The sequence below is a fragment of the Hafnia alvei genome, from assembly GCF_964063325.1.
GTDB lineage: Bacteria > Pseudomonadota > Gammaproteobacteria > Enterobacterales > Enterobacteriaceae > Hafnia > Hafnia alvei_B.
Genome location: NZ_OZ061315.1, coordinates 360,799 through 385,311 on the forward strand (window position 1 = coordinate 360,799; position 24,513 = coordinate 385,311).

Below are 24,513 nucleotides of genomic sequence, written 5' to 3' on the forward strand. Positions count from 1 at the left end.
ATGAATGACTGGAGGGATTCGTGACTCAAACTAAATGGCAGGCCTATTGCCGCCTGATGAGAATTGATAAGCCGATTGGCTCGCTATTATTGCTCTGGCCCACCTATTGGGCGTTATGGCTAGCGGGCGGCCAAATTCCAAGCCTAAAGCTGCTGGTGGTATTTACGCTAGGGGTCTTTTTCATGCGTGCCGCCGGATGTGTGGTTAATGATTTTGCCGATCGTCGTGTAGACGGTCACGTTAAGCGCACGGCGCATCGTCCATTGCCAAGCGGTGCAGTAACGGAGAAAGAGAGCAAGATTCTGTTTGTGGCGCTGGTGCTGGTTTCTTTTGGGCTGGTATTAACGCTTAACGCCATGACGATTTGGTTATCGGTTGCGGCTCTTGCGCTGGCTTGGGTCTATCCATTTATGAAGCGCTTTACCCATTTGCCACAGGTTGTACTGGGTATGGCGTTTGGATGGTCAATCCCGATGGCGTATGCCGCCGTAAGCGAAAGTTTGCCGCTGAGCTGCTGGTTGCTATTTCTGGCGAATATTTGTTGGACGGTAGCTTATGACACCCAGTATGCGATGGTGGATAGGGACGACGACCTTCGCATTGGTATCAAGTCTACGGCGATTCTGTTTGGCCGCTTCGATAAGCTCATCATTGGCCTGTTACAGCTGGCGACGCTGTTGTTGATGGTGTGGATTGGTTATTTAAACCAGCTGAGCGGCGCTTATTACTGGGGCATTTTACTGGCTGGGGCGCTGTTTATTCACCAACAGAAGTTGATTGCACTGCGTGAGCGTATGCCGTGCTTCCAAGCTTTCTTGAATAACAACTATGCCGGACTGGTGCTGTTTATCGGCATTGCGCTTTCAATTTGGATCTGACATTAGAATCTAAAAAACGCGGGTTTTAAACTAGAGAAAAGGCGCCAATTGGCGCCTTTTCTTATTTACCCAAGAGTGATTAACGAGACGTTATTCGCTCTTATCACTATCGTCTTCGGCGGCGGTTTGCGCTGGAGGTAAGGTTTCCATTTCAGGCGCGCTAACGCTTTCAATGGTCAGCTTGATCTCTGGCGTTATCATGGCACCTAGCAGGTTATAGATTTCCATGGTGTGTTCAGGGATCGCATCGCCGACGTCGTTGATATAGCCCTCGGAACGCAAGGTCCCTACCAAGGTTGCAAACACTGCTTTGTCGAAGAATTCAGGTGCATTGATACCGTGCAGAACCGACAAACGCTGCGCCATAATACGGCTCTCTTTTTCCAGCGCACCGCGGCTGATGCTTGGATTCGCGCTGAGCAGAGAGAAAGTAATGGCATAACGTTGCAGTGTTTCACGAACGCCGGCAGCCAAAAGCTGTAGCGTGCGGATACGGCCCGGATTCATCACCAGCTCGTCGCCCTTCGCGCAAATCAATTGCTGGCGACATAGTTCAGTAATAATCGGTTCAAGCACCTGCGGTAAGTTGCTGCGCTCATAATGCAAGAACAGCTCTTCTTTTAGCATTGGGTAGAGTAAATCGACCTGACGCAGCAGCTCCGTGCGCGAGATGCTGTTATGGTTCATCACCATATTGGCAATCAGCGACGGTAGCACCAGCATATGCTGAATATTGTTACGGTAATACGTCATCAATACTGCCTGTTCGCGTGGCAGGATGATTAGCTCGCCGATGTTGTCTTTTTCCACTTCAAACTTATCCATTTGAAGAGCATGTTGCAGTAGCTCCTCAGCGGTTTGGTTCGGCGTGGTGGCATCTTCGGCATAAGGCGCATTTCGCAACAGCTGCAGATAGCAGTCTAGCTGTTCTAACAGTTGTTCACGCGTCAGCGCACGTTGGCGAGAAGCCAATAGCGCGGTTGAACAGAGGTTCATCGCGTTAGCTGCCGCTGACTTGTTAATGTTCACCATCACGGTATTGGCGATTGCGTTAACCGTTGGTGTTAACCAGCTAGGGCGCTGCGCTTCGATTGGATCGATAGACTCGCGCCATTCAGGAACGTGCTGATTCAGCCAGTTGTTGATTGGGATTGGCTCACCAAAGTTTACGTAACCCTGTCCCAGATTGCGCAGCTTACGCAGCCCGCGAACCATCTGGATCAGGCTTTCTTTCTCTTTAGTGGCACCGCGCAGCTCTTTGGCATAGGTGGCTACTTCCATCACGTGCTCATAACCGATATACACCGGAACCAGCGTGATTGGACGCTTACCGCCGCGCAGCATGGCCTGAATGGTCATTGCCAGCGTACCCGTTTTAGGCTCAAGCAAACGACCCGTACGTGAACGGCCGCCTTCCATAAAGTATTCAACCGAATAACCGCGGCTAAACAGCTCGCCTAGGTATTCACGGAATACGGTGGAATAAAGCTTATTCCCTTTAAAGGTACGGCGAATAAAGAACGCACCTAAGCGGCGGAAAATCGGACCGGCTGGCCAGAAATTCAGGTTGATACCGGCAGCAATGTGCGGCGGTACCAAGCCTTGGTGATAAAGCACGTAGGACAACAGCAGATAGTCCATGTGGCTGCGGTGGCAGGGCACATAAACAATCTCATGGCCGTCCTGCGCTAATTTACGCACGCGCTCGGCGTTATGGACGTTGATCCCTTGGTACAAACGGTTCCATGTCCAGCTCAGCACGCGGTCGGATAAACGCACCGCTTCATAGGTGAAGTTGGCTGCAACTTCTTCCATCAAAGCAACCGCATTTTGCTGTGCTTTTTCACGGGAGATTTTTTTGCTACGCGCTTCGTCCTCAACCGCTTTCTCTATCGCTTTGGATGAGAGCAGTTTATTAAACAGCGCTTGGCGATCGGGCAGGCTTGGACCCACCGCGGCTAAACGCTGGCGGGAGAAGTGCATACGCGCCACGCGTGCGAGTTTCTGGGCGATAGTTTGATCGGTGCCGTGTTCGTCTGCCATATAACGTAGTGAAACGACGTTAGAGAAACGTACGAAGCTGTCACGGCCTAACCAAATAACGGCAAAGAATTTTTGGATACCGTTAAGTAAACGCAGCTGCGGCGCTCCGTGATGGCCTTCACGACCCGGAGAGCGCCCAAACATAACCGACACCGGGATCATTTGGATATCCAGTGCAGGGTTATTGCGGTGCAGATCCAGATAGTCATGGAACAGTTTGACGGATTCTTGCTTCGGCGCGTAATAACGGAATACGCGCGGGCCATCGTCAATGAAGACGTAGCGTGGCAATATAGTGCCGTCAATTTCATTATCGTCGAGCGGATCAGGCAGGTCCTGAGCCAAACAGCGATCTCGGAAGGTCAATAAATCCGCTTTTGAGTTATAAGGTAAGACATACAACACCGGGCGGGTGGTGTCTAAACGTAGCTCAGCCACCGGTTCAGAAGGGATTACCTTGCTTTTAACCAGTAGTTTCAGCGGTAGATTCAATAACTTATAGTAAAATTTACGCCAACCTGACATAAAACAGAAAGCCTCTTGTTAGCCATTCGCCGCAAGGATACCAGAAACACGGTTTGAGATCTGTGGTGATGAGTGAATGAGAAGTCGCTAAAATCACATAAGACTTCTAAATTTTGATGGAATTAAAATGAATAGCACTACCGGATTGACTCGAATTGTTAAAGCCGCTGGTTACTCGGTGAAGGGATTGAAAGCGGCGTGGAAACACGAGGCTGCATTCCGCCAAGAATTGATGCTGATGATTGTGGCCGTGGTGATTGCTGCATGGTTGGATGTCTCTATTGTAGAACGTATCTTGCTAATAGGCTGCGTCACGCTGGTGGTGATCTTAGAAATCGTTAACAGCGCGATTGAGGCCGTTGTCGACCGCATCGGGTCTGAGTTCCATGAACTCTCTGGGCGCGCGAAAGATATGGGCTCTGCCGCCGTATTTGTTGCCCTATGGCTGTCTGCTTTTATTTGGGTCAGCATCCTGTGGGGACACTACATGTAATGTGAGTATGTACTTACATTCATAATGCATTAAGGCCACCCTTGGGTGGCCTTAATATTATCTAAGCAGGTCGAACAGAGCGGTTTAGCTCCACAGTGCCAGAATCGGCCAACCCACCAGCAGCAGCAGGGAGATGTAAATCACACCGAAGATGGCACCTAAGCGCCAGTAGTCTTTCGATTTTACATATCCGCAGCCGTAGATGATAACCCCAGGGCCAGTGGCGTATGGGGTCAAGCAGCCCATGATACCAATAGACAGCACCAGCAGAATACACAGGTGTTCCATTGGCACGCCTGGGATACCTTTACCAACCGCCAAAATCACTGGCAGCATGGTAGCAGTATGCGCAGACAGGCTGGCAAACAGGTAGTGAGCGAAATAGAACACCAATACCAGCACAATCACGGTCGCATTTGGCGAGAAGCCTTCCAGATGCGTGCTCATGGTGTTAGCAAACCAATCGATAAAGCCTGAACGAGTCAGACCGTTTGCCATAACCACTAACGTGGCGAGGTTAACCAACGTATTCCATGCGCTGTTGTACTTCGTGATGTCTTTCCAAGGCACAACGTGCAAGGCCAACATCAGAGATACTGCTAACAGACCAACCGCAGTGGCATCGATGAAATCGCCGCCGAAGACCCACAAGGCCAAGCTCAGCAGCACTAAACCAATCAGGGTGATCTCTTTACTGGTTAAGCGGCCCATCTCTTTTAATGCGCCACCGGCCCATTCAGAGACTTCTGCGCTGTGCGTAACTTCTGGTTTATACAGCACATAAGATAACCATGGCGCCACGATCAGCAGGATAAGACCCACTGGCAGGAAGCTCAGGAACCATTGCAGCCAGCTAATCTGAATGCCCGCGATTTTGCTCACGAATTCCAAGCCCAGAACGTTTGGCGCAGCGCCAGTTACGAACATGGAAGAACTCAGACTGGTACTGATCACCATCATCCACATCAAATAGCCGCCGATGCGACGTGATGAGGGATCGTTAGGGAATGATTTGAACAGCGGAGGCAGGTTCTTGATGACTGGGAATACGGTACCACCGGTACGCGCGGTGTTAGACGGCGTGAACGGTGCCAGCATGATATCAATGATAACAATGGCATAGCCAAGAGTAAGTGTTCGCTTACCCATGAACTTAACCATGAACAACGCGATACGACGGCCTAGACCAGTGACTTCATAACCCAGAGCAAAAATGAATGCGCCAAACACCAACCACACGGTGGTGCTGGAGAATCCAGCCAGACCCCATTTCAGCGCTTGTTTGCCAGCATCAAAAGCCGGATCGGCAAGCTCTTTGGCATCAAACAGCAGATAATTGCTGCCGATAACGCAGATAGTCACGGCGATAAAGCTGATCGCCGTAGCAGGGATAGGCTCCAAAATCATCCCAACGATCATAGCCACAAACACGGCGAAATAGTGCCACGCCTGCGGAGGCATACCATCAGGAACAGGAATAAGTAACATCACTGCCATAACCAGCAGAGGTGCAACTAATTTCCATATCTTATCTTTTGAAACAGACATAACTGATTCTCCAAGAAGGAATTTTTAAAGTTTAATGTGAATAATTGAAGTGCGAAATTTGAGCTAAAAACCAGGTAATAATTAGCAGGTCGGCGCAGCCGCCAGCGCTGAGGTTGCGTTGAATGCATTCCTGGTCGAAATCATGGAGGTGCTTGAGATCGGAGGGCTGGCGAATGCCACCCTGACGCAGCAATGCCTTAGCGCGCTGTTGCAGCCAACTGAGGCCGCTTTGGCCCCCGCGAGAGGCGACGTTGGTGTCGCCGTTATGTGCCATCAGCACTAACAGCGTATCAAGCAATGCAAGTTCAGGATCGGTGCCCTGCGCGAGGCGGGCTTGATAATGTGGCAGAGCTAGCTGAATAACTAATGGATAGCCGGCTTCAGCTTCGCCGCGCGCGCCGGTGAGACCGAGCTGTCGATAGAGCCGTTGTCCTGCGGTTTTTTGTTGATTGTTATGGTTATTTCGCAGTTCACGCTCGGTCAGCCCACGGCAAAAAGCGGCGGCGGTGCTACAGATTAGTTCTGGTGTGATAGCGCTTTTTCTTTGGTGCAAACGCCCGATAGCCGCGCACAGTAACCCCAAAGAAAAAATGCTGCCTTTATGCGTATTCACGCCAACAGTTGCGCGGAACATGTCAGTTTCGCAGGCGATGCCAATGGGACGTAGCCCGGTGAGCACGTCTGATTCAGCAAGATTGGCGCTAGATGCACCAAATTCTATAAAGCGTGGTAACCATTGGCGGATCGCCAATGCGCTACGGTGAAAATCTTCCAGCGCCATATCTTTATGTGCGCCGCAGTTATTTCTATCGACCAAGCCCGGTTTTGGCGTGAGATTGACCTCAGCCAACATGGCACGGTAAGCAAGCTCGCTGCAATGAGCGACGAAATGCTCATCGGTAGCGGTGGAATCAGACGGCTGCTGCGTTATCGGCATCATGCAGTAATGCCTCCATGCGGGTGATCAGATCGGGAATTGCGTGTGCTCTTTCGCGTGCGCATACGGCCGCTTCGCGTTGGCACAGCAAACAGGTTCGGCTAGGCAGCAAAAAGTCACGACGAGAGAGAATTTTTCCTAGCGGGTTCAATACGTCGATGTCCCATAAACGCCCAAGCACATGTTGTTGTTCGAGTGCGATCATGGCTTCTTTAACCACGCGAGCCGGTGCGTCGATGGCGAGCAACCCTTCGGGGCCGGTCGCCAACGCAAAAGAAGCCTGCTCCTTCAATTCCCAACCTGATTGTTCAACCCGCTGGCACAGCGCTTTCAGGCCATGATTAAAGATTTTGCGTGTCATCACGCTATCTTTAATCGGCCCAGGCGCGACCACGGTAAACGAGATCAGCGTTGAGGTATGGCGCGCCAGCCACTCCGTTTGCCGGGACTGCCTGCATTCACGGCTGAATAGCAGTTCCGGCAATGTAACGGTGTGGCTGGTCGCCAAAGTTGGGAGCAGGTAAAACATGGTTTATTCCTTAACCTGACGAACGACGTCGATCACGGAACCATCGCGATAGCGCACAACGGCGATAACACGGTCAGTGAATTCGATCGCACGAGGTTGTCCGGTAAGGATTTGTGCACGTTCACGCAGCCATTCGATGGAAACCACTTTCAAGCCAGCGGCTTTTAGGCGGTCGGCCAACTCTGGGCGCGCAGGGTTAACGGCAATACCGTGGTCAGTAACCAGAATATCGACGCTTGAACCAGGAGTGACACAGGTGGTGACTTCATCAACCAGCGTTGGAATGCGGCCACGCACCAATGGTGCAACGATAATGGACAGCGCAGCAGCTACGGCGGTGTCACAATGGCCACCGGAGGCTCCGCGTAAAACACCGTCAGAACCGGTCAGCACGTTCACGTTGAAGTGAGTGTCCACTTCCAGCGCACTCAGCACCACGACGTCTAAGCGATCAACGGAGGCGCCTTTTGAGCCCCAGTTTGCATACTGATTAGCGCTAATTTCGATGTGGTTCGGGTTACGAGCCAAAGACTCTGCGGCTGCACGGTCGAAGCTTTGTACGTCCAGCAGTTTCTTGATGAAACCTTTTTCATGCAGATCAACGATGGTGGACGTAATGCCGCCTAACGCAAAGCCAGCATGAATATCGCGGCTACGCATTTTGTCTTCGAGGAAGCGGGTTACCGCCAGTGATGCACCACCGGTGCCGGTTTGCAGCGAGAAGCCCTCTTTGAAGTAGCCGGAGTTAACCACTACGTCAGCCGCGCTGCGAGCGATCAATAGTTCGCGCGGATTAGAGGTCATACGGGTTGCATCTGCACCGATCTTGTCGGCATCGCCAACCTGTTCGATTTGCACGATCAAATCAACCTGATCCTGCATGATGCTGGCTGGGTTATGCGGGTACGGCAGCAGTGCTTCGGTCAGCAGAACTACCTGTTTGGCATTTTCAGCATCGACTTTGGCATAGCCAAGAGAACCGCAGCAGGCTTTGCCGGTGTAGCCGTTAGCATTACCAAACGGATCGCAGGCAGGAACACCTAGGAAAGCAACGTCGATATTCAGCTCGCCGCTTTCAACTAAATGTACGCGGCCACCGTGAGAGTGGATTTGTACCGGCTCTTCCAGCAGACCACGGGAGATTTCTTCCGCCAATGGGCCACGCAGGCCAGAGGTATAGATACGGCTGACAACGCCGTTGCGGATATGATCTACCAGCGGTGAGTGGCAGTCGCTCAGCGAGCTGGATGCCAATGTAAGATTCTTGAAGCCCATCTGCGCGATAGTAGCCATCACTAAGTTGATGGTCAGATCGCCGCCGCGGAATGCGTGGTGGAAAGAGATGGTCATGCCGTCATGCAGGCCTGAGCGGCGAATCGCCTCTTCCAGCGTGCTGCATAATTTTTTATCGCGTGGCTTTTGTGCCTGCAGATTTAATTTTGAAACGTTTTTATAGCTTGGCAGTGCGCTTTCAGTTTGGCGGGTATAGGCCGAAACGCGTTCCTGTCGTTGAAGAAGTTCTTTTTTCTGAGTCATTTTTTTTCGCCTTATTCTTCACGGATGCCAGACAGTTCTGCACGAGACAGAACCAAACGGGCGCGCTCAATCACTGGGCTATCAACCATTTTGCCGTTCAGTGAAACAACGCCACGGCCTTCACGTGCAGAAGCTTCTGCCGCTTCAACAACGAGTTTCGCGTGATTGACTTCTTTCTGAGTTGGGGCGTAAAGGTTGTGCAATAACTCAATTTGGCGTGGGTTGATCAGTGATTTACCGTCAAAGCCCAACTGTTTGATATGCGCAGCTTCGCGTAGAAAGCCTTCTTCATTGTTGGCATCGGAATAGACGGTATCGAAAGCCTGAATGCCTGCAGAGCGAGCGGCTTGCAGAATTGAACAGCGAGCGAATAGCAGTTCAACACCTTCTGGAGAGCGTTCGGTGCGCAGGTTACGCACGTAGTCTTCTGCACCCAGAGCAATACCGATTAAACGTGGAGAAGCGTGAGCAATGGCTACAGCTTGAGTAATCCCTTGAGCGGATTCAATCGCCGCTAGAAGGCCGGTGCTGCCAACTTCACGGCCACATTCGGCTTCAATGCGGGCAATTTCGTTTTCGATATCAATGACGTCTTGGGCAGTGTCAGTTTTCGGCAGACGTACGATGTCTGCGCCACCGCGAACTACGGCTTCCAAATCGGCTACGCCATATTCAGAATCCAGCGCGTTGACGCGCACGATGGTTTCAATGTCTTGGTACAGCGGATGCTGCAATGCGTGATAAACCAGACGACGAGCGGCATCTTTTTCGCGCAGAACCACGGAGTCTTCTAGGTCAAACATCAGCGCATCGGCGTGATAGATAAAGGAGTTGCTGACCATAGCCGCGTTTGCACCCGGTACAAACAGCATGCTGCGGCGAGTGCGAGATTTACGCTCTTGTGCGATACGGGAAGTCATGCGCGTTCCTCCCAAGGCAGGTTTTTCACATCGCTGGCGCGAACTAGCAGCGTTTCCAAACGGGCGCGCAGGATGCAGTCCAAGGCACCTTTGTCATCAACGATGAGCTGAACGCCGCTAATATCATGACGCTTGAGAATCTCCATAACGGTAGCGCGGATCGCGTCGCCGAACTGTTTCTCAACGCTGCTGCTGATTTGCAGATCAATCTCTGGTGTGTCGATAGGCGCTATTCGCACCATCACATCGCTAGACTCCAAAGTGCCAGCGACGGCTGCTTGGGTTATTTTCATTTTTCACCTGTTACTAATGCGGATTCCTGCGGCCGGTCAGTCGCGTTTTCTGAGCGAGGAACGAGCAAGCGTTGTAAATAAGCGCGGGTCGCTTCAGGCACCAAAGGCGCGATGGCCGGAAGATCTTTTTGCACCAGCAGTTTGCGTACCCACGAGGCGGAGATCGCGGTGTCGTGGTGTTGCAAACGCTCAATTTCCACCAGTTCAATCGGTGGTGCGGGCAGAGACGGCGTCTCCAGCCAGTGGCGCATGTCACGGTTGTATTTGGCCGTCACCTGGCAGTACGGTTCGGTACCGACGAAACGATGGGTAATACCCAAGGCTGGAGCCAAATACTGACGAAAAATTTTAAGGTCGATCTCGGTGTAACAATCGTCAACAACGCCTTGTTCTTTGATGAAGTAGCAAGGGAATGTTGCGCGAGAAATGATGTATTCCGAGCCACGGTGCACCGTTAAGTTCTTGATATCAGAAGTTCCGGCACGCACCAGTTCGAGGCGGTCTTCATAAGGAAAACGTGAAGTATCCTCTTTGACCAAGAACAGGTGCAGCCAATCGCATTGCGCCGCCGCCTGCTGAACCAGATAACGGTGCCCGTTGGTAAACGGGTTGGCATTCATAACGATGCTGCCAATTTTATTGCCGTCGTGGCGTAGCGTCGTGAGATAGCTGGCGTAGCGCTGAATTCGTGTGGCGCTGTTTTCCATCAGCACCATGACGTTGGGTACGCTGGTGACGGTATAAAAGCCGCACTGCTTGAATAACGCTTCGTTCTGGGTTTTTGTGTATATAAATAAATGAGTGCAGTGCTTTTCATACGCCAGATTAATTAATTCTGTGGCGAGGGTGAGCGCGAGGCCTTCACCACGAACAGATTCACTGATAGCAACACATTTAATAATATTCCCCGCTATCCCACCGCAGGCGATTAGCTGGTCATCACGGGTGACGGTAATAAATACTTCCACCGTGGAATCAATGCTCAGGCCATTTTCTCGAAGAAAATGAGCGATGACAGCGATCTTCTTATTTTCCGAACGCTTAACCTGAGAAAATACGGTATTACCAAACATAAAGTTTCCTGTTGCTTGCCGCATGCGTGCAGTAGGGTCACAATTGTTGTGATTTGTTGCATATTAATAACGTTTTATTTTCAATTGCTCGACGCAACGCTTTAATCTTATTCGTTTATATTTTTGCGTTGACGGAATGATCGTAAGGAGTATTAAGGCGGGAAATCTTGACCTATTTCACAAAGAGTTATCAGAATTAAATAGACTTAATGGTTTTTATTTCTTTAATTATCTTTATTTGCATAACTAACGTGGTTTTTATTTGTTTAATTGATTTAATCCGTAGAATCTGCAACGATCTAATCCATAGTGGGTAGAAAACAAGGAAACATATTCATTACATTTCCCTGATACTAGTCCATCTTTTCGCCGCAAAAAAGAGGAAATATCGATGTTTGGCAAACCAAATGTTAAAGAATTTAGGTTTTTTAGCCGCATCGCATTTCCTTTACGAATATTTCTTTTATTACTCCTAGTCTCGACATTATTGGTCGCAGCGTTGGGGAAATATCTATCCGCCTCTTTTGAAGATTATCTCAGCAATCATGTACGTGATATGGCAATGAACCAAGCCAAAATCATTGCTTCAATTGATAGTGTTGTCACGGCGGTGAAAAATAGAGATACCAAACGTCTTGCCATTATCGCCAATAAATTAGGTACCGGTTCGGATTTTGACTATGTTGTTATCGGGGATAAAAATTCTATCCGCTTATATCATCCCAACCCGGCCAAAATTGGTCTTCCTATGCAGTGGAGTAAGCCCGGGGCACTGGAGCGTGGTGAGAGTTATTTTATCACCGGCAAAGGCTCTATCGGTATGGCAATGCGCGCGAAAACGCCAATTTTTGATGAGCAGGGCAAAATTATTGGTGTCGTTTCGCTTGGCTATTTGGTCAGCAAAATAGATAGCTGGCGGCTAGACTTTTTACTGCCTTTGGCAGGCGTATTTGTCTTGATTCTGATTATCTTGATGCTGCTATCGTGGATGTTTGCTTCGCACATTCGTCGACAGATGCTAGGGATGGAACCGCGCCAAATTGCGCGCGTGGTACGCCAACAAGACGCGCTGTTTGGTTCAGTATATGAGGGACTTATTGCGGTCGATCCCGATGGGTTGATTACTGCGATCAACCGAAATGCGCGCAAAATGTTAGGGTTACGCTCGCCAGGAAGGCAATGGTTGGGGAAACCTATCGAAGAGGTTGTTGATCCTGCGGGCTTTTTCACGGAACAGATTGAAGAAAAGCGGCAAGATGTCATTTGCACTTTTAACGGCTTAAGCGTGATTGCTAACCGTGCCGCCATACATTTCGGCGATGAGCTATTGGGCGCAATTATCAGTTTTCGTAGCAAAGATGAAATTAGCACGCTTAACGCCCAGCTCACGCAGATCAAACAATATGTTGAAAGCCTGCGCACGTTACGCCATGAGCATCTTAACTGGATGTCGACGCTCAACGGGCTATTACAAATGAAAGAATATGATCGTGCGCTCGCAATGGTAAAAGGTGAGTCACAGGCGCAGCAGCAGCTTATTGATAACCTGAGAGGTTCTTTCGACGATCGTCAGGTTGCGGGGCTGCTTTTTGGCAAAGCACAGCGCGCTCGTGAACTAGGACTAACGTTTAATTTGGTTGAAGGCAGCCAGCTACGTCAGTTGCCTGAAGGGCTAGATAGCACGGAGTTTGCGGCCATCGTGGGTAATCTACTCGACAATGCCTTTGATGCTAGCCTGAAGAATTTGCAGGGTAATAAAACCATCGAGCTGTATCTTAGCGACGAAGGCGAGGATGTGATCGTGGAAGTAGCCGATCAAGGATGTGGCGTTCCTGAGTCTTTACGTGAGGCTATTTTTGAGCAAGGGGTAAGCACCAAAACAGAAGACGCCGGTGAGCATGGTATAGGACTATATCTGATTGCCAGCTATGTTGGCCGCTGTGGTGGTGTGATTACGTTGGAAGACAACGAACCTTGCGGAACTTTATTTTCCGTATTTATTCCGAAAGTGAAAAAGACTTATGACACAACCAATAACGATTCTAATTGTTGAAGACGAGACTCCGCTTGCAGAGATGCATGCGGAGTTTATTCGCCATTTCCAAGGCTGTGGTCAGGTATGGTTGGCGGGAAATCTTGCTCAGGCCAGAATGATGATTGAGCGATTCAAACCCGATCTGATCTTGCTGGATAACTATTTACCCGATGGCAAAGGCATCACGCTACTGCACGAGTTAACTCAGGCTCGTTTCCCCGGTGGTGTGGTCTTTACCACTGCTGCGAGTGATATGGATACGGTGTCAGATGCGGTGCGCTGCGGCGTATTTGACTATTTGGTGAAGCCGATTGCCTACGAGCGCTTAGGGCAAACGCTTGAGCGCTACCATGTGCGCAAGCGAATGCTAGCCAATAACGATAGCGCCAGCCAACGTCAGATCGATGATATGTTCAATGCCTATGCGCGTGGTGAACAGAAAGAAGAGCTGCCGGTTGGCATTGATGCGCTGACCTTAGATAAGGTGCAAAAGCTATTTGCCGATCCCGAGGCGCGTCATACCGCTGAAACCGTTGCGCAGGAGCTTAAACTTAGCCGAACAACGGCACGGCGCTACTTAGAGTTTTGCGCGGGTCGCCATCTGATTATGGCTGAAATCGTGTATGGAAAGGTTGGCCGCCCACAGCGAACCTATAGAGCGCCAGAAACGGCCAAAAAAGGCTGATGAATTGGCAGATTATTGACGGGTAGCTGGCTGAAAATACAAAAAATGCACGCTCAATGTAGTTCAGTTGCGCTACGGCTCAATCTTTATGTATTTCACGGTTTCAAAATGGTCGCTACCTGTATATACTCACAGCAAAACTGTATAAACAAACAGGTGGTGGAATGAAAGCACTTACAGCCAGACAGCAGGAAGTCTACGATCTGATTCGTGACCATATTGAACAAACTGGCATGCCGCCAACCCGAGCTGAAATTGCTCAGCGCTTGGGATTCCGCTCTCCTAATGCGGCCGAAGAACATTTAAAAGCGTTGCAGCGCAAGGGTGTTATTGAGATCGTTTCCGGTGCTTCCCGTGGTATTCGCTTGCTAATGGAAGATGAAACGGGCCTGCCTTTAATTGGCCGTGTGGCAGCGGGTGAGCCGCTGTTAGCGCAAGAACATATTGAGGGCCACTATCAGGTGGATCCTGCTTTATTTAAGCCAAACGCGGATTTCTTACTGCGTGTTAACGGCATGTCGATGCGTGATATCGGTATTTTAGACGGCGATTTGCTGGCCGTACATAAAACCCAGGATGTGCGTAATGGACAGGTTGTGGTTGCGCGTATCGAAGATGAAGTAACGGTTAAGCGTCTGAAAAAGCAAGGTAATATTGTCAAGCTGTTGCCAGAAAACAGCGACTTCGAGCCTATCGTTGTTGACCTGCGCGAGCAAAACTTCACGATCGAAGGTTTAGCGGTGGGCGTTATTCGTAACGGTGACTGGATCTAAAACTTCGGCTGTTGTGTTTAACATCACACCGATAGACTAAGCCCCTTAATTGGGGCTTTTTTATGCGGCATATTTGTTCATGTCTGAAACCTTTTTTTGTTGGGATAACGAGTAGGTTATCTGGAATGAATTCAAAAAATGAAAATGCTTACACCAACCGATAAGGCGCTGTGGATCCTTGCACTGCCGATGATCCTGTCGAATATCTCTGTTCCTTTATTAGGGTTAGTCGATACCGCTGTGATTGGGCACTTGGATAGCCCTGTTTATCTTGGTGGCGTAGCCGTTGGCGCGATGGCTACGTCATTCTTATTTATGCTGCTGTTGTTTTTACGCATGAGCACCACGGGGCTGACTGCGCAAGCATTCGGCGCGGGGGATAAAACGGCGCTGGCTCGCGCGCTTGTGCAGCCGCTGCTCATAGCGTTGCTGGCAGGGGTTGCTATTATCGCGCTGCGACAACCTTTGATTAACGGCGTGCTGCGGATTGTCGGCGGCCATGAAGATGTGCTGGAGCAGGCTCGTTTGTTTATGCAGATCCGCTGGCTTAGTGCGCCTGCTACGTTGGCAAACCTCGTTATTCTTGGCTGGTTGCTAGGCGTTCAATATGCCCGTGCGCCGGTCATATTGCTGGTTGTGGGCAATGTTATTAACATCACGCTCGACCTGTGGTTTGTTGTTGGTCTGGGCTGGAAAGTGCCCGGAGCGGCAAGTGCCACGGTGATTGCTGACTACGCGACCTTTTTACTCGGGATCGGCCTTGTTTGGCACGTGATGAAGCTGCGCGGCCTGCATCTGGAATATTTCCGCAATGCGTGGCGGGGAAATCTTCGCCGCCTATTGGCGTTAAACCGTGACATCATGCTGCGTTCTTTATTGCTGCAATTATGCTTTTCATCGCTGACTATCCTTGGGGCCAGAATGGGAAGCGAAGTGGTGGCGGTGAATGCGGTTCTGATGAATTTACTGACATTTACCGCCTATGCTCTGGATGGCTTTGCCTATGCGGTGGAAGCTCATTCAGGGCAGGCCTATGGTGCACGCGACGGTCGTAAACTGCAGAAAATTTGGCATTCCGCCTGTCGGCAGGCCGGTATCGTAGCGGTATTTTTTGCCATGCTGTATGCCGTATTTGGCCAGCAAATCATTCAGATATTAACCTCGTTGCCAGAAGTACAATCGTTGGCGTTGCACTATCTGCCATGGCAAATTGTTTTACCGCTGCTGGGCGTATGGTGTTACCTGCTGGATGGGATGTTTATCGGTGCGACGCGCGGTGCTGAAATGCGTAATAGCATGGCCGTTGCCGCTGCAGGTTATGGCTTAACGTTATTAACGCTCCCTTGGTTAGGTAATCACGGTTTATGGCTAGCTTTAGCGGTATTTTTATCACTACGTGGTCTTTCCTTGTGGATCGTCTGGCGGCGTCATTGGCGGGAAAAAACATGGTTTCCAGCCAATAATGTTGAATTAAATTAGGTCGTTATAGCGTTAAATAATCATGGCAATGTGATAATTCCGATAGTTTTTGCATTGCCCTAAAATGACGCGTTATTAATATTTGCTTACATTCTAACTGATAAAAATTATTCTCCGCTTATTCCCTGTTTTCTCTCTGCTTTTACGCCTTGTTGCGAAAGTTTTTTGTTTAATATTGCCGATTATCTAGCTGAAAATATTTTTATGCTCAGTATCCGCTAGTCTTAATGGTGAACGTTAACTGATGCCTCACATCGCAGTTATTAATTTAATCGAGTACAGATGTGTGGGGAATATATTCCATTACATAAGTGATACGGAGTTATTATGAATAAAGATCAAGCGAGCGGTAACTGGAAGCAGTTCAAGGGAACAGTGAAAGAAAAATGGGGTAAGTTAACCGACGATGATCTTACCGTAATCGAAGGGAAACGTGACCAGCTGGTAGGTAAAATCCAGGAACGCTACGGCTATCAGAAAGAAGCCGCTGAGAAAGAAGTTAAAGCATGGGAAGATCATAATAAATATCGTTGGTGATATTTAATCCTACTTGCTAAATAATCGCTCTGCAAACACGCATTATAAATAAAGAACGGATACGAATATTAAAACGGAAAATATTCCTTTATTAATAATGTGCCACTGCTGATATTAATTGCAGATGATTAAAAAAAGAGCCGCAGGTGCGGCTCTTTTTCATTCTATTATATAAAAACTATTTTTTCTTTTTTGGTTCTGAATGATCGTGATGGCACGTATCGCGGTTATCGCAGGATTCTATTTTCCCACAGTCTCGACATAAACCATGTGCTTCTACCACGCTATGCTGCAGCGAGAATCCAGTCAGTGCTGCAAGCTTTTCTAAATGTTCCTGCACATCCTGTGTGGTTTGTTCAGTCACTTGACCACAGCGATGGCAAATAAATAATGCTGACGTATGACTTGGCTCTTCGATGTGATGGCACATCACGTAGCTATTAGTGGACTCCACTTTGTGAATGAAGCCTTGTTCTAGCAAAAAATCGAGGGCGCGATAGATAGTCGGCGGCTTAGCCTGCGGCTCAGAAACACGCAGCAGATCCAGTAAATCATAGGCACTAATCGTGCCTTTCTGGCAAGCCATCAGACGCAATACCTCCATTCTTTGCGGAGTCAGTCGAACATTGCGTTGCAGACAAATCTCTTCTGCCTGTGCGAGCAGTCGCTCTAACGAGGTTGTGGTCATGATGTTTTGCTTCCGGCCAAGCCAATAGGGTGCCGTTATTTTAACATAGTTATACCCGTCATACTTCAAGCTACATTTTTGTTGGCTGCGTTCCTTCACCCGAATCACTGACTTGAGTCAGCTCATCGGGATTCACTCGCTTGCCGCCTCAATGTAACTCGAATTATTTTGGGTATATACCCATCAATGGCTCAAGCTACATTCTTGTTGGCTGCGTTCTTTCACCCGAATCACTGACTTGAGTCAGCTCATCGGGATTCACTCGCTTGCCGCCTCAATGTAACTCGAATTATTTTGGGTATATACCCATCAATGGCTCAAGCTACATTCTTGTTGGCTGCGTTCCTTCACCCGAATCACTGACTTGAGTCAGTGATTCGGGATTCACTCGCTTGCCGCCTCAATGTAACTCGAATTATTTTGGGTATATACCCGTCAATGGCTCAAGCTACATTTTTGTTGGCTGCGTTTGCCTGATACCCAAAATAAAACGGGCTGACAGGGGATTCCCGTCAGCCCGCTTTTACTTAAGGCGGCAGTGGCAAATATACAATCTGTTATTTGATTTCAGACTGATGAGCATAGGCGTCGCCGTTATTCAGATTATTGATAACAGTTGCGCGTTGATCCTGTGCACTCAGCTGTGAAAATGTTGCGCTACCGTGAACCGTCGGTGTTGCAATACCGGCTTCATGCAGTTTTTGCTTAGCCATCATCTGATGAGCGTAAGCAGAGCCGTTACGGTTTGAATATGCCAAGGTGCTTTGTTCTGCTGGGCTGAGGTCAGAAAATGATTGAGCGAAGGCCGAACCAGTTAGGGTAAGAGCAACGATAGCAGACAGTAAGATTGAAGTTTTCATGATTTTCTCTTCTTTAAATTTTTTGAAGTAGGTCAGGGCACACAGTGGCGACTCACTGACCTACTTTGCAGGTTTTAATAACGAATTCAATTCTGTATGGCACTGGGCAATGCCGATTATTTATTGATAGTGATCTGATGAGCTTGAGCACTACCGTTGTTCAGATGATTAACGACGGTTGCGCGTTGTTCGCTAGCAGTCATATCTGAAAAGCTTTGTGCAAAAGCGGAACCCGCAAGGGCCAGAGTCATTAGTACGGTCAAAGTGATAGTTTTCATGGTGTCATCTCGCTAAATGTGTGATCTAGATACTGATTTAATAGACCAGTCGTCTAGTTAAAGGGTAAAAAATAATGCCAAACGTTTTCACGCAGGCATTCATTGTGCTGCGATTGTCTCTTTAAATGGTGCCGGGCTTCAGCAAGCGTTCCGTACGCTGCATGGCTGAAACAAACGGTGCATCAGATCTATTGACCTTTGCCCGTAACGCTGCGCCTAACCATAAAGAGTATAGTGAATCTGCGAGTAGTTCGGGGGATTCTTCAATCACCAGCGACCCTTCTTCAACGCCAGACTCGATACTCGACTGCAACTGGGCGATGACGCGTGTGATACCAGAATCTAATGCTTCACGCATAACCTCTGATAAATCACTGACTTCACCCGCCAGTTTTACGACCAAGCACTTGCTGTGACATACCGTTTCACAGCTTTGCGTCATCCAATGTGAGAAATAATCTAACAAATGCTGACGCTGTGTCTTTTGCCCATCCGAAAATTTCTCTTTCAGCATGATCACGTAATCGCTGAAATAACGGGTAAGCATAGCTTCACCAAACTTCTCTTTAGATTTGAAGTAATGGTAGAACGAACCTTTTGGTACCCCTGCGGTAGCCAGAAGCTCATTTAAACCCATCGCTGTAAAGCCAAGGTTTAAAATCAATTCTTCACCCACATCTAAAATGTGCTCGCAGGTGTTATTGGTCGTGCTCGTCGTTTTGTTCATGTGAGTTACTATAGTAGACCGGTTGGTCTAAGTCAATAATCAAGTAAATCTGTGAACCAGATCACGCATGTATGGATATGTTTACACACAGAGTAACGCTAGCCACAGTCGCTAATGGCAGTAAGAGTATCTCAGTTCTGCCGAAAAATCAGGTATCTCACGTTTTCTCGAACAGTGTGCTTGAGCCTCTGGCTACTAGGTATGAGCGCGGAAGTCTGTGGGTTAAGCCCAAATTCACGGTATACTTGCCCAATATCCACGGTGATACTGTTTTTTCTAAGCGCCGTATCTGATTCAAACTGACTGAAATCCTGAGAATAATGACCCAAAACGCCAATAATCCTTCTTCTGCTATGCCATTCAGCCAGAGTCGCTTTTCCGTTGCGCCGATGCTGGATTGGACCGATCGCCATTGCCGCTATTTTCATCGTAAGCTGACTAAACAGACGCTTCTATATACCGAGATGGTGACCACCGGTGCCATTATTCACGGTAAAGGCGACTACTTAGCTTACAGCGAAGAAGAACATCCGCTGGCGTTGCAGCTGGGAGGAAGCGATCCTGAAGCCCTAGCGCATTGTGCGCGTTTGGCCGAGCAGCGCGGCTATGATGAGATTAACCTCAACGTAGGCTGTCCTTCGGATCGCGTTCAAAATGGTCGTTTCGGCGCGTGCCTGATGGGCGAAGCCCAACTGGTTGCCGACGGTATTAAGGCTATGCGCGACGTGGTTTCTATTCCCGTTACCGTGAAAACGCGTATTGGTATTGACGATCAGGATAGCTACCAATTTTTGTGTGATTTTATCGGCATAGTTTCAGGTAAAGGCGAATGTAATAGCTTTACGGTTCATGCGCGCAAAGCGTGGCTCTCAGGCTTAAGTCCGAAAGAAAACCGTGAGATCCCGCCGCTCGATTATGAGCGTGTTTATCAGTTAAAACGTGACTTCCCCCATCTAAACATCGCCATCAACGGCGGGGTTAAAACGCTGGAAGACGCCAAAATTCATCTGCAGCATCTGGACGGCGTGATGATGGGGCGCGAAGCCTATCAGAGCCCAAGCATTTTGGCGCATGTCGATCGCGAGTTATTTGATCCTACTGTAGAAGTACCGAACAGCATTGACGTGGTACGTTCTTTGTATCCGTATATTGAACGTGAATTGGCTAATGGAACCTATCTGGGCCATATCACGCGCCATATACTCGGCATATTCCAGAGCATTCCGGGCGCTCGCCAATGGCGTCGTCATCTGAGTGAAAATGCGCACAAGGCGGGAGCTGGTGTTGAAGTGGTTGAAGCTGCGTTGCAATTTGTTAGCCAGCCACGTGGCGAATAAAACTAAATTTTAGTAAAACTCATCAGGCGCTGTTGCATAAGCGGCAGCGCTATCTTGTAAAATCATATGGTTACGTAATTTCTATTCTTGGCATGATTCTTGTAAATCACTGAGTAGTCGACGGTATCACCGTTGTATTTCACTCAGGAGATCACCATGTTGGAAGTCCTCTTTATTCTTGGCTTTTTTGTCATGCTGATGGTGACCGGAATTTCAATTCTCGGCATTATCGCCGCCGTGGCCGTTGCCACACTGTTCATGTTGTTTGGTGGCCTGTTTGTGATGGTCTTTAAACTGCTGCCGTGGATTGCTTTGGCTATTGTGGTGGTGTGGATTTATCGCTCCATGCAGAAACCACAGACGAGGCGTTATTATTAGGTATCTATTCTATGCTCGTTCGGCGAAGAGTTTCGTCCGCCTGAATGCATAAGCTTTCCCATGAATCACAGATGTAGGCGTCCGACGAAAGGTTGCTGGCGCGCAACCTCTCGACTCTCGCGCTTTTCACTGAGTCGCTTGCCAGACCGGTCTCGGAGCGCACATCCTGTGCGCCCTCAACCTGCCGCCAGCTTCCCTGCTGGCGGCTCTGAGACGGTGTCATTAAACATAATTTTTCACTGTGATTACATCGGTAACTACTCCGGTATCAACAAACTCGATCCCTGTGTTCCGCGACTCTGCAGGGTTTCATGCGCTTTTTTCGCATCCGCTAAAGCAAATTTTTGCGCATCGGGCACATCTACGTTAATCGCGCCGCTGGCGATCAGCGAAAATAGTTCGTGACTGGCGCTGAGTAAATCCTGATGGTTATTGATGTAGCCGTTGAGAGAGGGGCGCGTGACATACAGCGATCCTTTCTGGTTTAAAATTCCCAAATCGACGCCGGTAACAGGGCCTGAAGCATTGCCGAAGCTCACCATCAGGCCGCGTTTTTTCAGGCTATCGAGTGAGGCCAACCAAGTGCTTTTTCCTACCGAGTCGTAAACCACGCTCACTTTTTCGCCATGAGTCAGCTCGGACACGCGTTGGGCAATGTCTTCGGTTTGATAATTAATGGTTGCCCATGCCCCCGCCTGTTTGGCGCGCTCTGCTTTGGCATCGGAGCCCACGGTGCCAATCAGTTTGGCACCTAACGCTTTTGCCCACTGGCAGGCGATTTGGCCGACGCCACCGGCTGCGGCATGGAATAAGAAGATTTCACCTGCTTTAATTTCATAGGTTTGACGCAGCAAATAGTGCACGGTCAGGCCTTTTAAGAATGCGGCGGCACCTTGTTCAAAGCTAATGGCTTCGGGCAGCAACGCAACTTTCTCGGCCAGTACGTTATGAACGGTGCTGTAGGCGCCGAGCGAGCTTTGCGCATAAACTACGCGGTCACCCACTTCTATGCTGGTTACGCCTGCGCCCACTTTTGTCACGACGCCAGCCGCTTCGGTTCCTAGCCCTGATGGAAACTGGGGAACTGGGTACAGTCCGCCACGAATATAGGTGTCAATGTAGTTGATTCCGATCGCTTTATTGCTGATTTGCACTTCACCAGCCGCGGGATCTTTTGGCGTAAACTCTACATATTCAAGAACTTCTGGCCCGCCGTGGGCGTTAAACTGGATACGTTTTGCCATCGTCTTTCCTCAGATGCATAGTGTCATTGTTATAATCGAAAATCGGGCACATTCAGGTATACTGACGCGTCTTTCATTAACAGGTAAAGCATTCCCACTATGGCAGGAAATAAACCCACCAACAAATCAAACGAGACCCCGCGCGACAGGCAGATGGAGGGGCTCAAGCTACCACCACATTCGCTGGAAGCGGAACAGTCCGTGTTGGGCGGGTTGATGCTGGACAACGAGCGCTGGGATAACGTGGCAGAACGCGTCGTCGCTAACGATTTCTACAGCCGTCCACACCGCCTCATCTTTACTGAAATGCAGCGCTTGCTAGAAATGAGCAAGCCTATCGACTTGATCACGCTGTCTGAATCATTAGAACAGCGTGGTGAATTAGAATCGGTGGGCGGATTCGCTTATCTGGCTGAGCTGTCAAAAAACACCCCAAGTGCGGCAAACATCGGTGCCTATGCTGATATCGTGCGTGAACGTGCGGTAGTTCGCGATATGATCTCCGTAGCTAACGAGATCGCCGATGCGGGCTACGATCCTCAGGGGCGTAGCAGTGAAGATCTGCTGGATCTAGCGGAGTCTCGCGTATTCCAGATTGCTGAGAATCGTGCGAACAAAGATGAAGGGCCGAAAAGCGTCGATCGTATTCTCGAACAAACGGTCGCGCGAATTGAACAGCTCTACCAGACGCCACACGATGGTGTAACTGGCGTTGATACCGGCTATCAGGATCTGAACAAGAAAACTGCAGGTTTGCAGCGCTCTGATTTAATTATTGTGGCTGCGCGTCCATCAATGGGGAAAACCACCTTCGCGATGAACCTGTGTGAAAACGCCGCGATGACTCAGGATAAACCGGTGCTGATTTTCAGTCTGGAAATGCCCGGTGAGCAGATCATGATGCGTATGCTGGCTTCCTTGGCGCGCGTCGATCAAACCAAAATTCGTACCGGCCAATTAGATGATGAAGATTGGGCGCGAATTTCCAGCACCATGGGGATTCTGCTGGAAAAACGGAACATGTATATCGATGATTCCTCCGGCCTGACGCCAACGGAAGTGCGTTCGCGCGCGCGCCGTATTTTCCGCGAACATGACGGCCTTAGCCTAATCATGATCGACTACCTGCAGTTGATGCGGGTTCCGTCTTTATCAGATAACCGTACCTTGGAAATCGCGGAAATTTCTCGCTCACTCAAAGCGTTAGCGAAAGAGTTGCAGGTTCCGGTAGTGGCGCTGTCTCAGCTTAACCGGTCCTTGGAGCAGCGTGCTGATAAACGCCCGGTTAACTCCGACCTGCGTGAATCGGGCTCAATCGAGCAGGATGCCGACTTGATCATGTTTATCTATCGTGACGAGGTTTATCACGAGAACAGCGATTTAAAAGGTATTGCTGAAATTATTCTGGGTAAACAGCGTAATGGCCCAATCGGCACGGTTCGCTTAACCTTTAACGGCCAGTTCTCACGTTTTGATAACTACGCGGGCCCGCAGTACGACGACGAATAATCGAACGAGCAGCAACATTGAGCTCGTTTAGTAGTAGGTGTATTTATTAACTCATTTGAGAAATCGGGAAGGAATAGAAATGAAAGCGGCAACCGCAGTCATTGATCGCCGCGCTCTGCGACACAACTTTCAGCAAATTCGTCAATTTGCGCCGCACAGCCGACTGATAGCCGTTGTAAAAGCCAATGCCTATGGGCACGGGCTTTTAGAAACTGCCAAAACGTTAAAAGATGCAGACTGCTATGGCGTGGCGCGTATCGGAGAAGCGCTGAAACTGCGCTCAGGCGGTATCGTGAAACCTATCCTGATGTTGGAAGGTTTTTTCTCTGCCGATGATCTGCCGGTTTTAGTTGCTAACAATATCGAGACGGCTATTCACAGCGATGAACAGCTGCAGGCTTTAGAAGAGGCTGATTTAGAGCGCCCGATTAAGGTTTGGATGAAACTCGATACGGGCATGCATCGTTTGGGAGTACGTCCAGAGCACGCGGAAGCTTTCTATCAGCGTCTTTCCAACTGTCGCAACGTTGAGCAGCCCGTGAATATCATGAGTCACTTTAGTCGTGCGGATGAGCCCGAAACGGGAATGACTGAAGCTCAATTGGCCTGTTTCGATGCATTTGCTACGGGTAAGCCGGGCTTGCAGTCGATAGCGGCTTCCGGCGGTATTCTGCTGTGGCCCCAGTCGCACCGCGATATGGTGCGCCCAGGGATTATCCTGTATGGCGTATCGCCTTTAGCGGAACCTTATGCCGATCATTACGGCTTACAGCCGGTGATGACGCTAAAATCTAGCCTAATTGCCGTGCGTGAGCACAAGGCCGGTGAGCCCGTTGGCTATAACGGAACTTGGGTCAGCCAGCGTGATACGCGTTTAGGCGTGGTCGCGATTGGCTATGGCGATGGTTATCCGCGCAGTGCGCCTTCGGGAACCCCGGTGCTGCTGAACGGTCGTGAAGTGCCGATTGTTGGCCGTGTATCTATGGATATGATTTCAGTCGATTTAGGTCCTGAAGCCAAAGATAAAGTGGGCGATGAAGTGGTGCTGTGGAGTGCTGAACTACCGGTTGAGAAGATTGCAAGCTACACGGGGATCAGTGCTTACGAATTGATTACCAAGCTGACTCCGCGTGTGACGATGGAGTATGTCGGCGAGTAACCGTTAGGCTTAACCCCCTCCCAACCTCCCCTGTGAAGGGGAGGGCTGG

At 49.4% G+C, this 24,513-nt stretch carries 24 protein-coding genes; 11 read left to right on the forward strand and 13 right to left on the reverse strand.

Translation table 11 applies throughout. From position 1 onward, the window contains the following. Nucleotides 1-8: 8 nt before the first annotated feature. Complete coding sequence (gene ubiA / locus AB3Y96_RS01640) at nucleotides 9-878, forward strand: 4-hydroxybenzoate octaprenyltransferase (RefSeq protein WP_040044761.1); 870 nt, start codon at nucleotides 9-11, stop codon at nucleotides 876-878. A 90-nt stretch (nucleotides 879-968) separates the two neighbouring features. Here the strand turns inward: ubiA and plsB are convergent, their stop codons facing one another. Then, nucleotides 969-3,446 carry a glycerol-3-phosphate 1-O-acyltransferase PlsB gene (gene plsB / locus AB3Y96_RS01645; RefSeq protein ID WP_367298339.1) on the reverse strand — a complete coding sequence of 826 codons (2,478 nt, stop codon included), beginning with the start codon at nucleotides 3,444-3,446 and terminating at the stop codon, nucleotides 969-971. A 127-nt stretch (nucleotides 3,447-3,573) separates the two neighbouring features. Between plsB and AB3Y96_RS01650 the strand changes: the two genes are divergently transcribed. Then, a complete protein-coding gene (locus tag AB3Y96_RS01650; RefSeq protein WP_025802436.1) occupies nucleotides 3,574-3,939 on the forward strand; it encodes a diacylglycerol kinase in 366 nt (121 codons plus the stop codon). An 84-nt stretch (nucleotides 3,940-4,023) separates the two neighbouring features. Here the strand turns inward: AB3Y96_RS01650 and AB3Y96_RS01655 are convergent, their stop codons facing one another. Genes AB3Y96_RS01655 through citC form a run of 7 tightly spaced genes read right to left on the reverse strand, consistent with a single transcriptional unit; the run spans nucleotide 4,024 to nucleotide 10,775 of the window. Continuing rightward, nucleotides 4,024-5,487 carry an anion permease gene (locus tag AB3Y96_RS01655; protein ID WP_072307076.1) on the reverse strand — a complete coding sequence of 488 codons (1,464 nt, stop codon included), beginning with the start codon at nucleotides 5,485-5,487 and terminating at the stop codon, nucleotides 4,024-4,026. Between the two features lie 31 nt (nucleotides 5,488-5,518). Continuing rightward, entirely contained in the window at nucleotides 5,519-6,427 is a 909-nt protein-coding gene (gene citG, locus AB3Y96_RS01660; protein ID WP_367298340.1) for a triphosphoribosyl-dephospho-CoA synthase CitG, read from the reverse strand. Next, on the reverse strand, nucleotides 6,399-6,953 hold the full coding sequence (gene citX, locus AB3Y96_RS01665; RefSeq protein WP_367298341.1) for a citrate lyase holo-[acyl-carrier protein] synthase: 555 nt from the start codon (nucleotides 6,951-6,953) through the stop codon (nucleotides 6,399-6,401). Before citX ends, citG begins: the two co-directional genes overlap by 29 nt. A gap of 3 nt (nucleotides 6,954-6,956) precedes the next feature. Further along, nucleotides 6,957-8,489: a citrate lyase subunit alpha gene (citF, locus tag AB3Y96_RS01670; RefSeq protein WP_072307079.1), complete on the reverse strand. Its 1,533-nt coding sequence runs from the start codon at nucleotides 8,487-8,489 to the stop codon at nucleotides 6,957-6,959. A gap of 11 nt (nucleotides 8,490-8,500) precedes the next feature. Beyond that, nucleotides 8,501-9,409: a citrate (pro-3S)-lyase subunit beta gene (citE, locus tag AB3Y96_RS01675; protein WP_025802426.1), complete on the reverse strand. Its 909-nt coding sequence runs from the start codon at nucleotides 9,407-9,409 to the stop codon at nucleotides 8,501-8,503. After that, complete coding sequence (gene citD, locus AB3Y96_RS01680; RefSeq protein ID WP_046457562.1) at nucleotides 9,406-9,702, reverse strand: citrate lyase acyl carrier protein; 297 nt, start codon at nucleotides 9,700-9,702, stop codon at nucleotides 9,406-9,408. The genes citE and citD overlap by 4 nt, the downstream gene beginning before the upstream one ends. Then, the gene (gene citC / locus AB3Y96_RS01685; RefSeq protein WP_072307080.1) at nucleotides 9,699-10,775 is read right to left on the reverse strand and encodes a [citrate (pro-3S)-lyase] ligase; all 1,077 of its coding nucleotides are present in this window, start codon (nucleotides 10,773-10,775) and stop codon (nucleotides 9,699-9,701) included. The genes citD and citC overlap by 4 nt, the downstream gene beginning before the upstream one ends. Nucleotides 10,776-11,166: 391 nt before the next feature. Between citC and dpiB the strand changes: the two genes are divergently transcribed. The 5 genes from dpiB (at nucleotide 11,167) to AB3Y96_RS01710 (ending at nucleotide 16,284) form a co-directional block, all read left to right on the forward strand. After that, nucleotides 11,167-12,828 carry a sensor histidine kinase DpiB gene (gene dpiB / locus AB3Y96_RS01690; protein ID WP_072307081.1) on the forward strand — a complete coding sequence of 554 codons (1,662 nt, stop codon included), beginning with the start codon at nucleotides 11,167-11,169 and terminating at the stop codon, nucleotides 12,826-12,828. Continuing rightward, a complete protein-coding gene (gene dpiA, locus AB3Y96_RS01695) occupies nucleotides 12,797-13,495 on the forward strand; it encodes a two-component response regulator DpiA (protein WP_072307082.1) in 699 nt (232 codons plus the stop codon). Before dpiB ends, dpiA begins: the two co-directional genes overlap by 32 nt. 164 nt (nucleotides 13,496-13,659) lie before the next feature. After that, nucleotides 13,660-14,268 (forward strand): transcriptional repressor LexA, encoded by a 609-nt coding sequence (gene lexA, locus AB3Y96_RS01700; protein ID WP_367298342.1) that lies wholly within the window; start codon nucleotides 13,660-13,662, stop codon nucleotides 14,266-14,268. 138 nt (nucleotides 14,269-14,406) lie between these two features. Continuing rightward, nucleotides 14,407-15,747 (forward strand): MATE family efflux transporter DinF, encoded by a 1,341-nt coding sequence (gene dinF, locus AB3Y96_RS01705; RefSeq protein ID WP_367298343.1) that lies wholly within the window; start codon nucleotides 14,407-14,409, stop codon nucleotides 15,745-15,747. Between the two features lie 327 nt (nucleotides 15,748-16,074). Further along, nucleotides 16,075-16,284, forward strand: a complete 210-nt coding sequence (locus AB3Y96_RS01710) for a CsbD family protein (protein WP_025802413.1) — start codon at nucleotides 16,075-16,077, stop codon at nucleotides 16,282-16,284. Between the two features lie 178 nt (nucleotides 16,285-16,462). Here the strand turns inward: AB3Y96_RS01710 and zur are convergent, their stop codons facing one another. The 4 genes from zur to AB3Y96_RS01730 form a co-directional block, all read right to left on the reverse strand. Beyond that, complete coding sequence (gene zur / locus AB3Y96_RS01715) at nucleotides 16,463-16,972, reverse strand: zinc uptake transcriptional repressor Zur (protein WP_043490474.1); 510 nt, start codon at nucleotides 16,970-16,972, stop codon at nucleotides 16,463-16,465. 557 nt (nucleotides 16,973-17,529) lie between these two features. Further along, entirely contained in the window at nucleotides 17,530-17,832 is a 303-nt protein-coding gene (locus AB3Y96_RS01720; RefSeq protein ID WP_072307084.1) for a chemokine-binding protein, read from the reverse strand. A gap of 116 nt (nucleotides 17,833-17,948) precedes the next feature. Further along, nucleotides 17,949-18,110, reverse strand: coding sequence for a hypothetical protein (locus AB3Y96_RS01725; protein ID WP_165490603.1), 162 nt, complete (start codon nucleotides 18,108-18,110; stop codon nucleotides 17,949-17,951). Between the two features lie 121 nt (nucleotides 18,111-18,231). Continuing rightward, entirely contained in the window at nucleotides 18,232-18,837 is a 606-nt protein-coding gene (locus AB3Y96_RS01730) for a TetR/AcrR family transcriptional regulator (RefSeq protein ID WP_040044772.1), read from the reverse strand. Nucleotides 18,838-19,157: 320 nt separating this feature from the next. Between AB3Y96_RS01730 and dusA the strand changes: the two genes are divergently transcribed. Together dusA and pspG are read left to right on the forward strand one after the other, a co-directional pair. Beyond that, on the forward strand, nucleotides 19,158-20,174 hold the full coding sequence (gene dusA / locus AB3Y96_RS01735) for a tRNA dihydrouridine(20/20a) synthase DusA (RefSeq protein WP_072307085.1): 1,017 nt from the start codon (nucleotides 19,158-19,160) through the stop codon (nucleotides 20,172-20,174). 156 nt (nucleotides 20,175-20,330) lie between these two features. Further along, nucleotides 20,331-20,552, forward strand: coding sequence for an envelope stress response protein PspG (gene pspG, locus AB3Y96_RS01740; protein ID WP_025802403.1), 222 nt, complete (start codon nucleotides 20,331-20,333; stop codon nucleotides 20,550-20,552). 257 nt (nucleotides 20,553-20,809) lie between these two features. Here pspG and AB3Y96_RS01745 read toward each other — a convergent pair whose 3' ends face one another. Continuing rightward, the gene (locus AB3Y96_RS01745) at nucleotides 20,810-21,796 is read right to left on the reverse strand and encodes a quinone oxidoreductase (protein ID WP_367298344.1); all 987 of its coding nucleotides are present in this window, start codon (nucleotides 21,794-21,796) and stop codon (nucleotides 20,810-20,812) included. 99 nt (nucleotides 21,797-21,895) lie between these two features. Here AB3Y96_RS01745 and dnaB point away from each other — a divergent pair, with 99 nt between their 5' ends. After that, entirely contained in the window at nucleotides 21,896-23,305 is a 1,410-nt protein-coding gene (dnaB, locus tag AB3Y96_RS01750; protein WP_004093484.1) for a replicative DNA helicase, read from the forward strand. Between the two features lie 79 nt (nucleotides 23,306-23,384). Next, on the forward strand, nucleotides 23,385-24,464 hold the full coding sequence (gene alr, locus AB3Y96_RS01755; protein WP_072307087.1) for an alanine racemase: 1,080 nt from the start codon (nucleotides 23,385-23,387) through the stop codon (nucleotides 24,462-24,464). The last annotated feature ends 49 nt before the right edge of the window (nucleotides 24,465-24,513 follow it).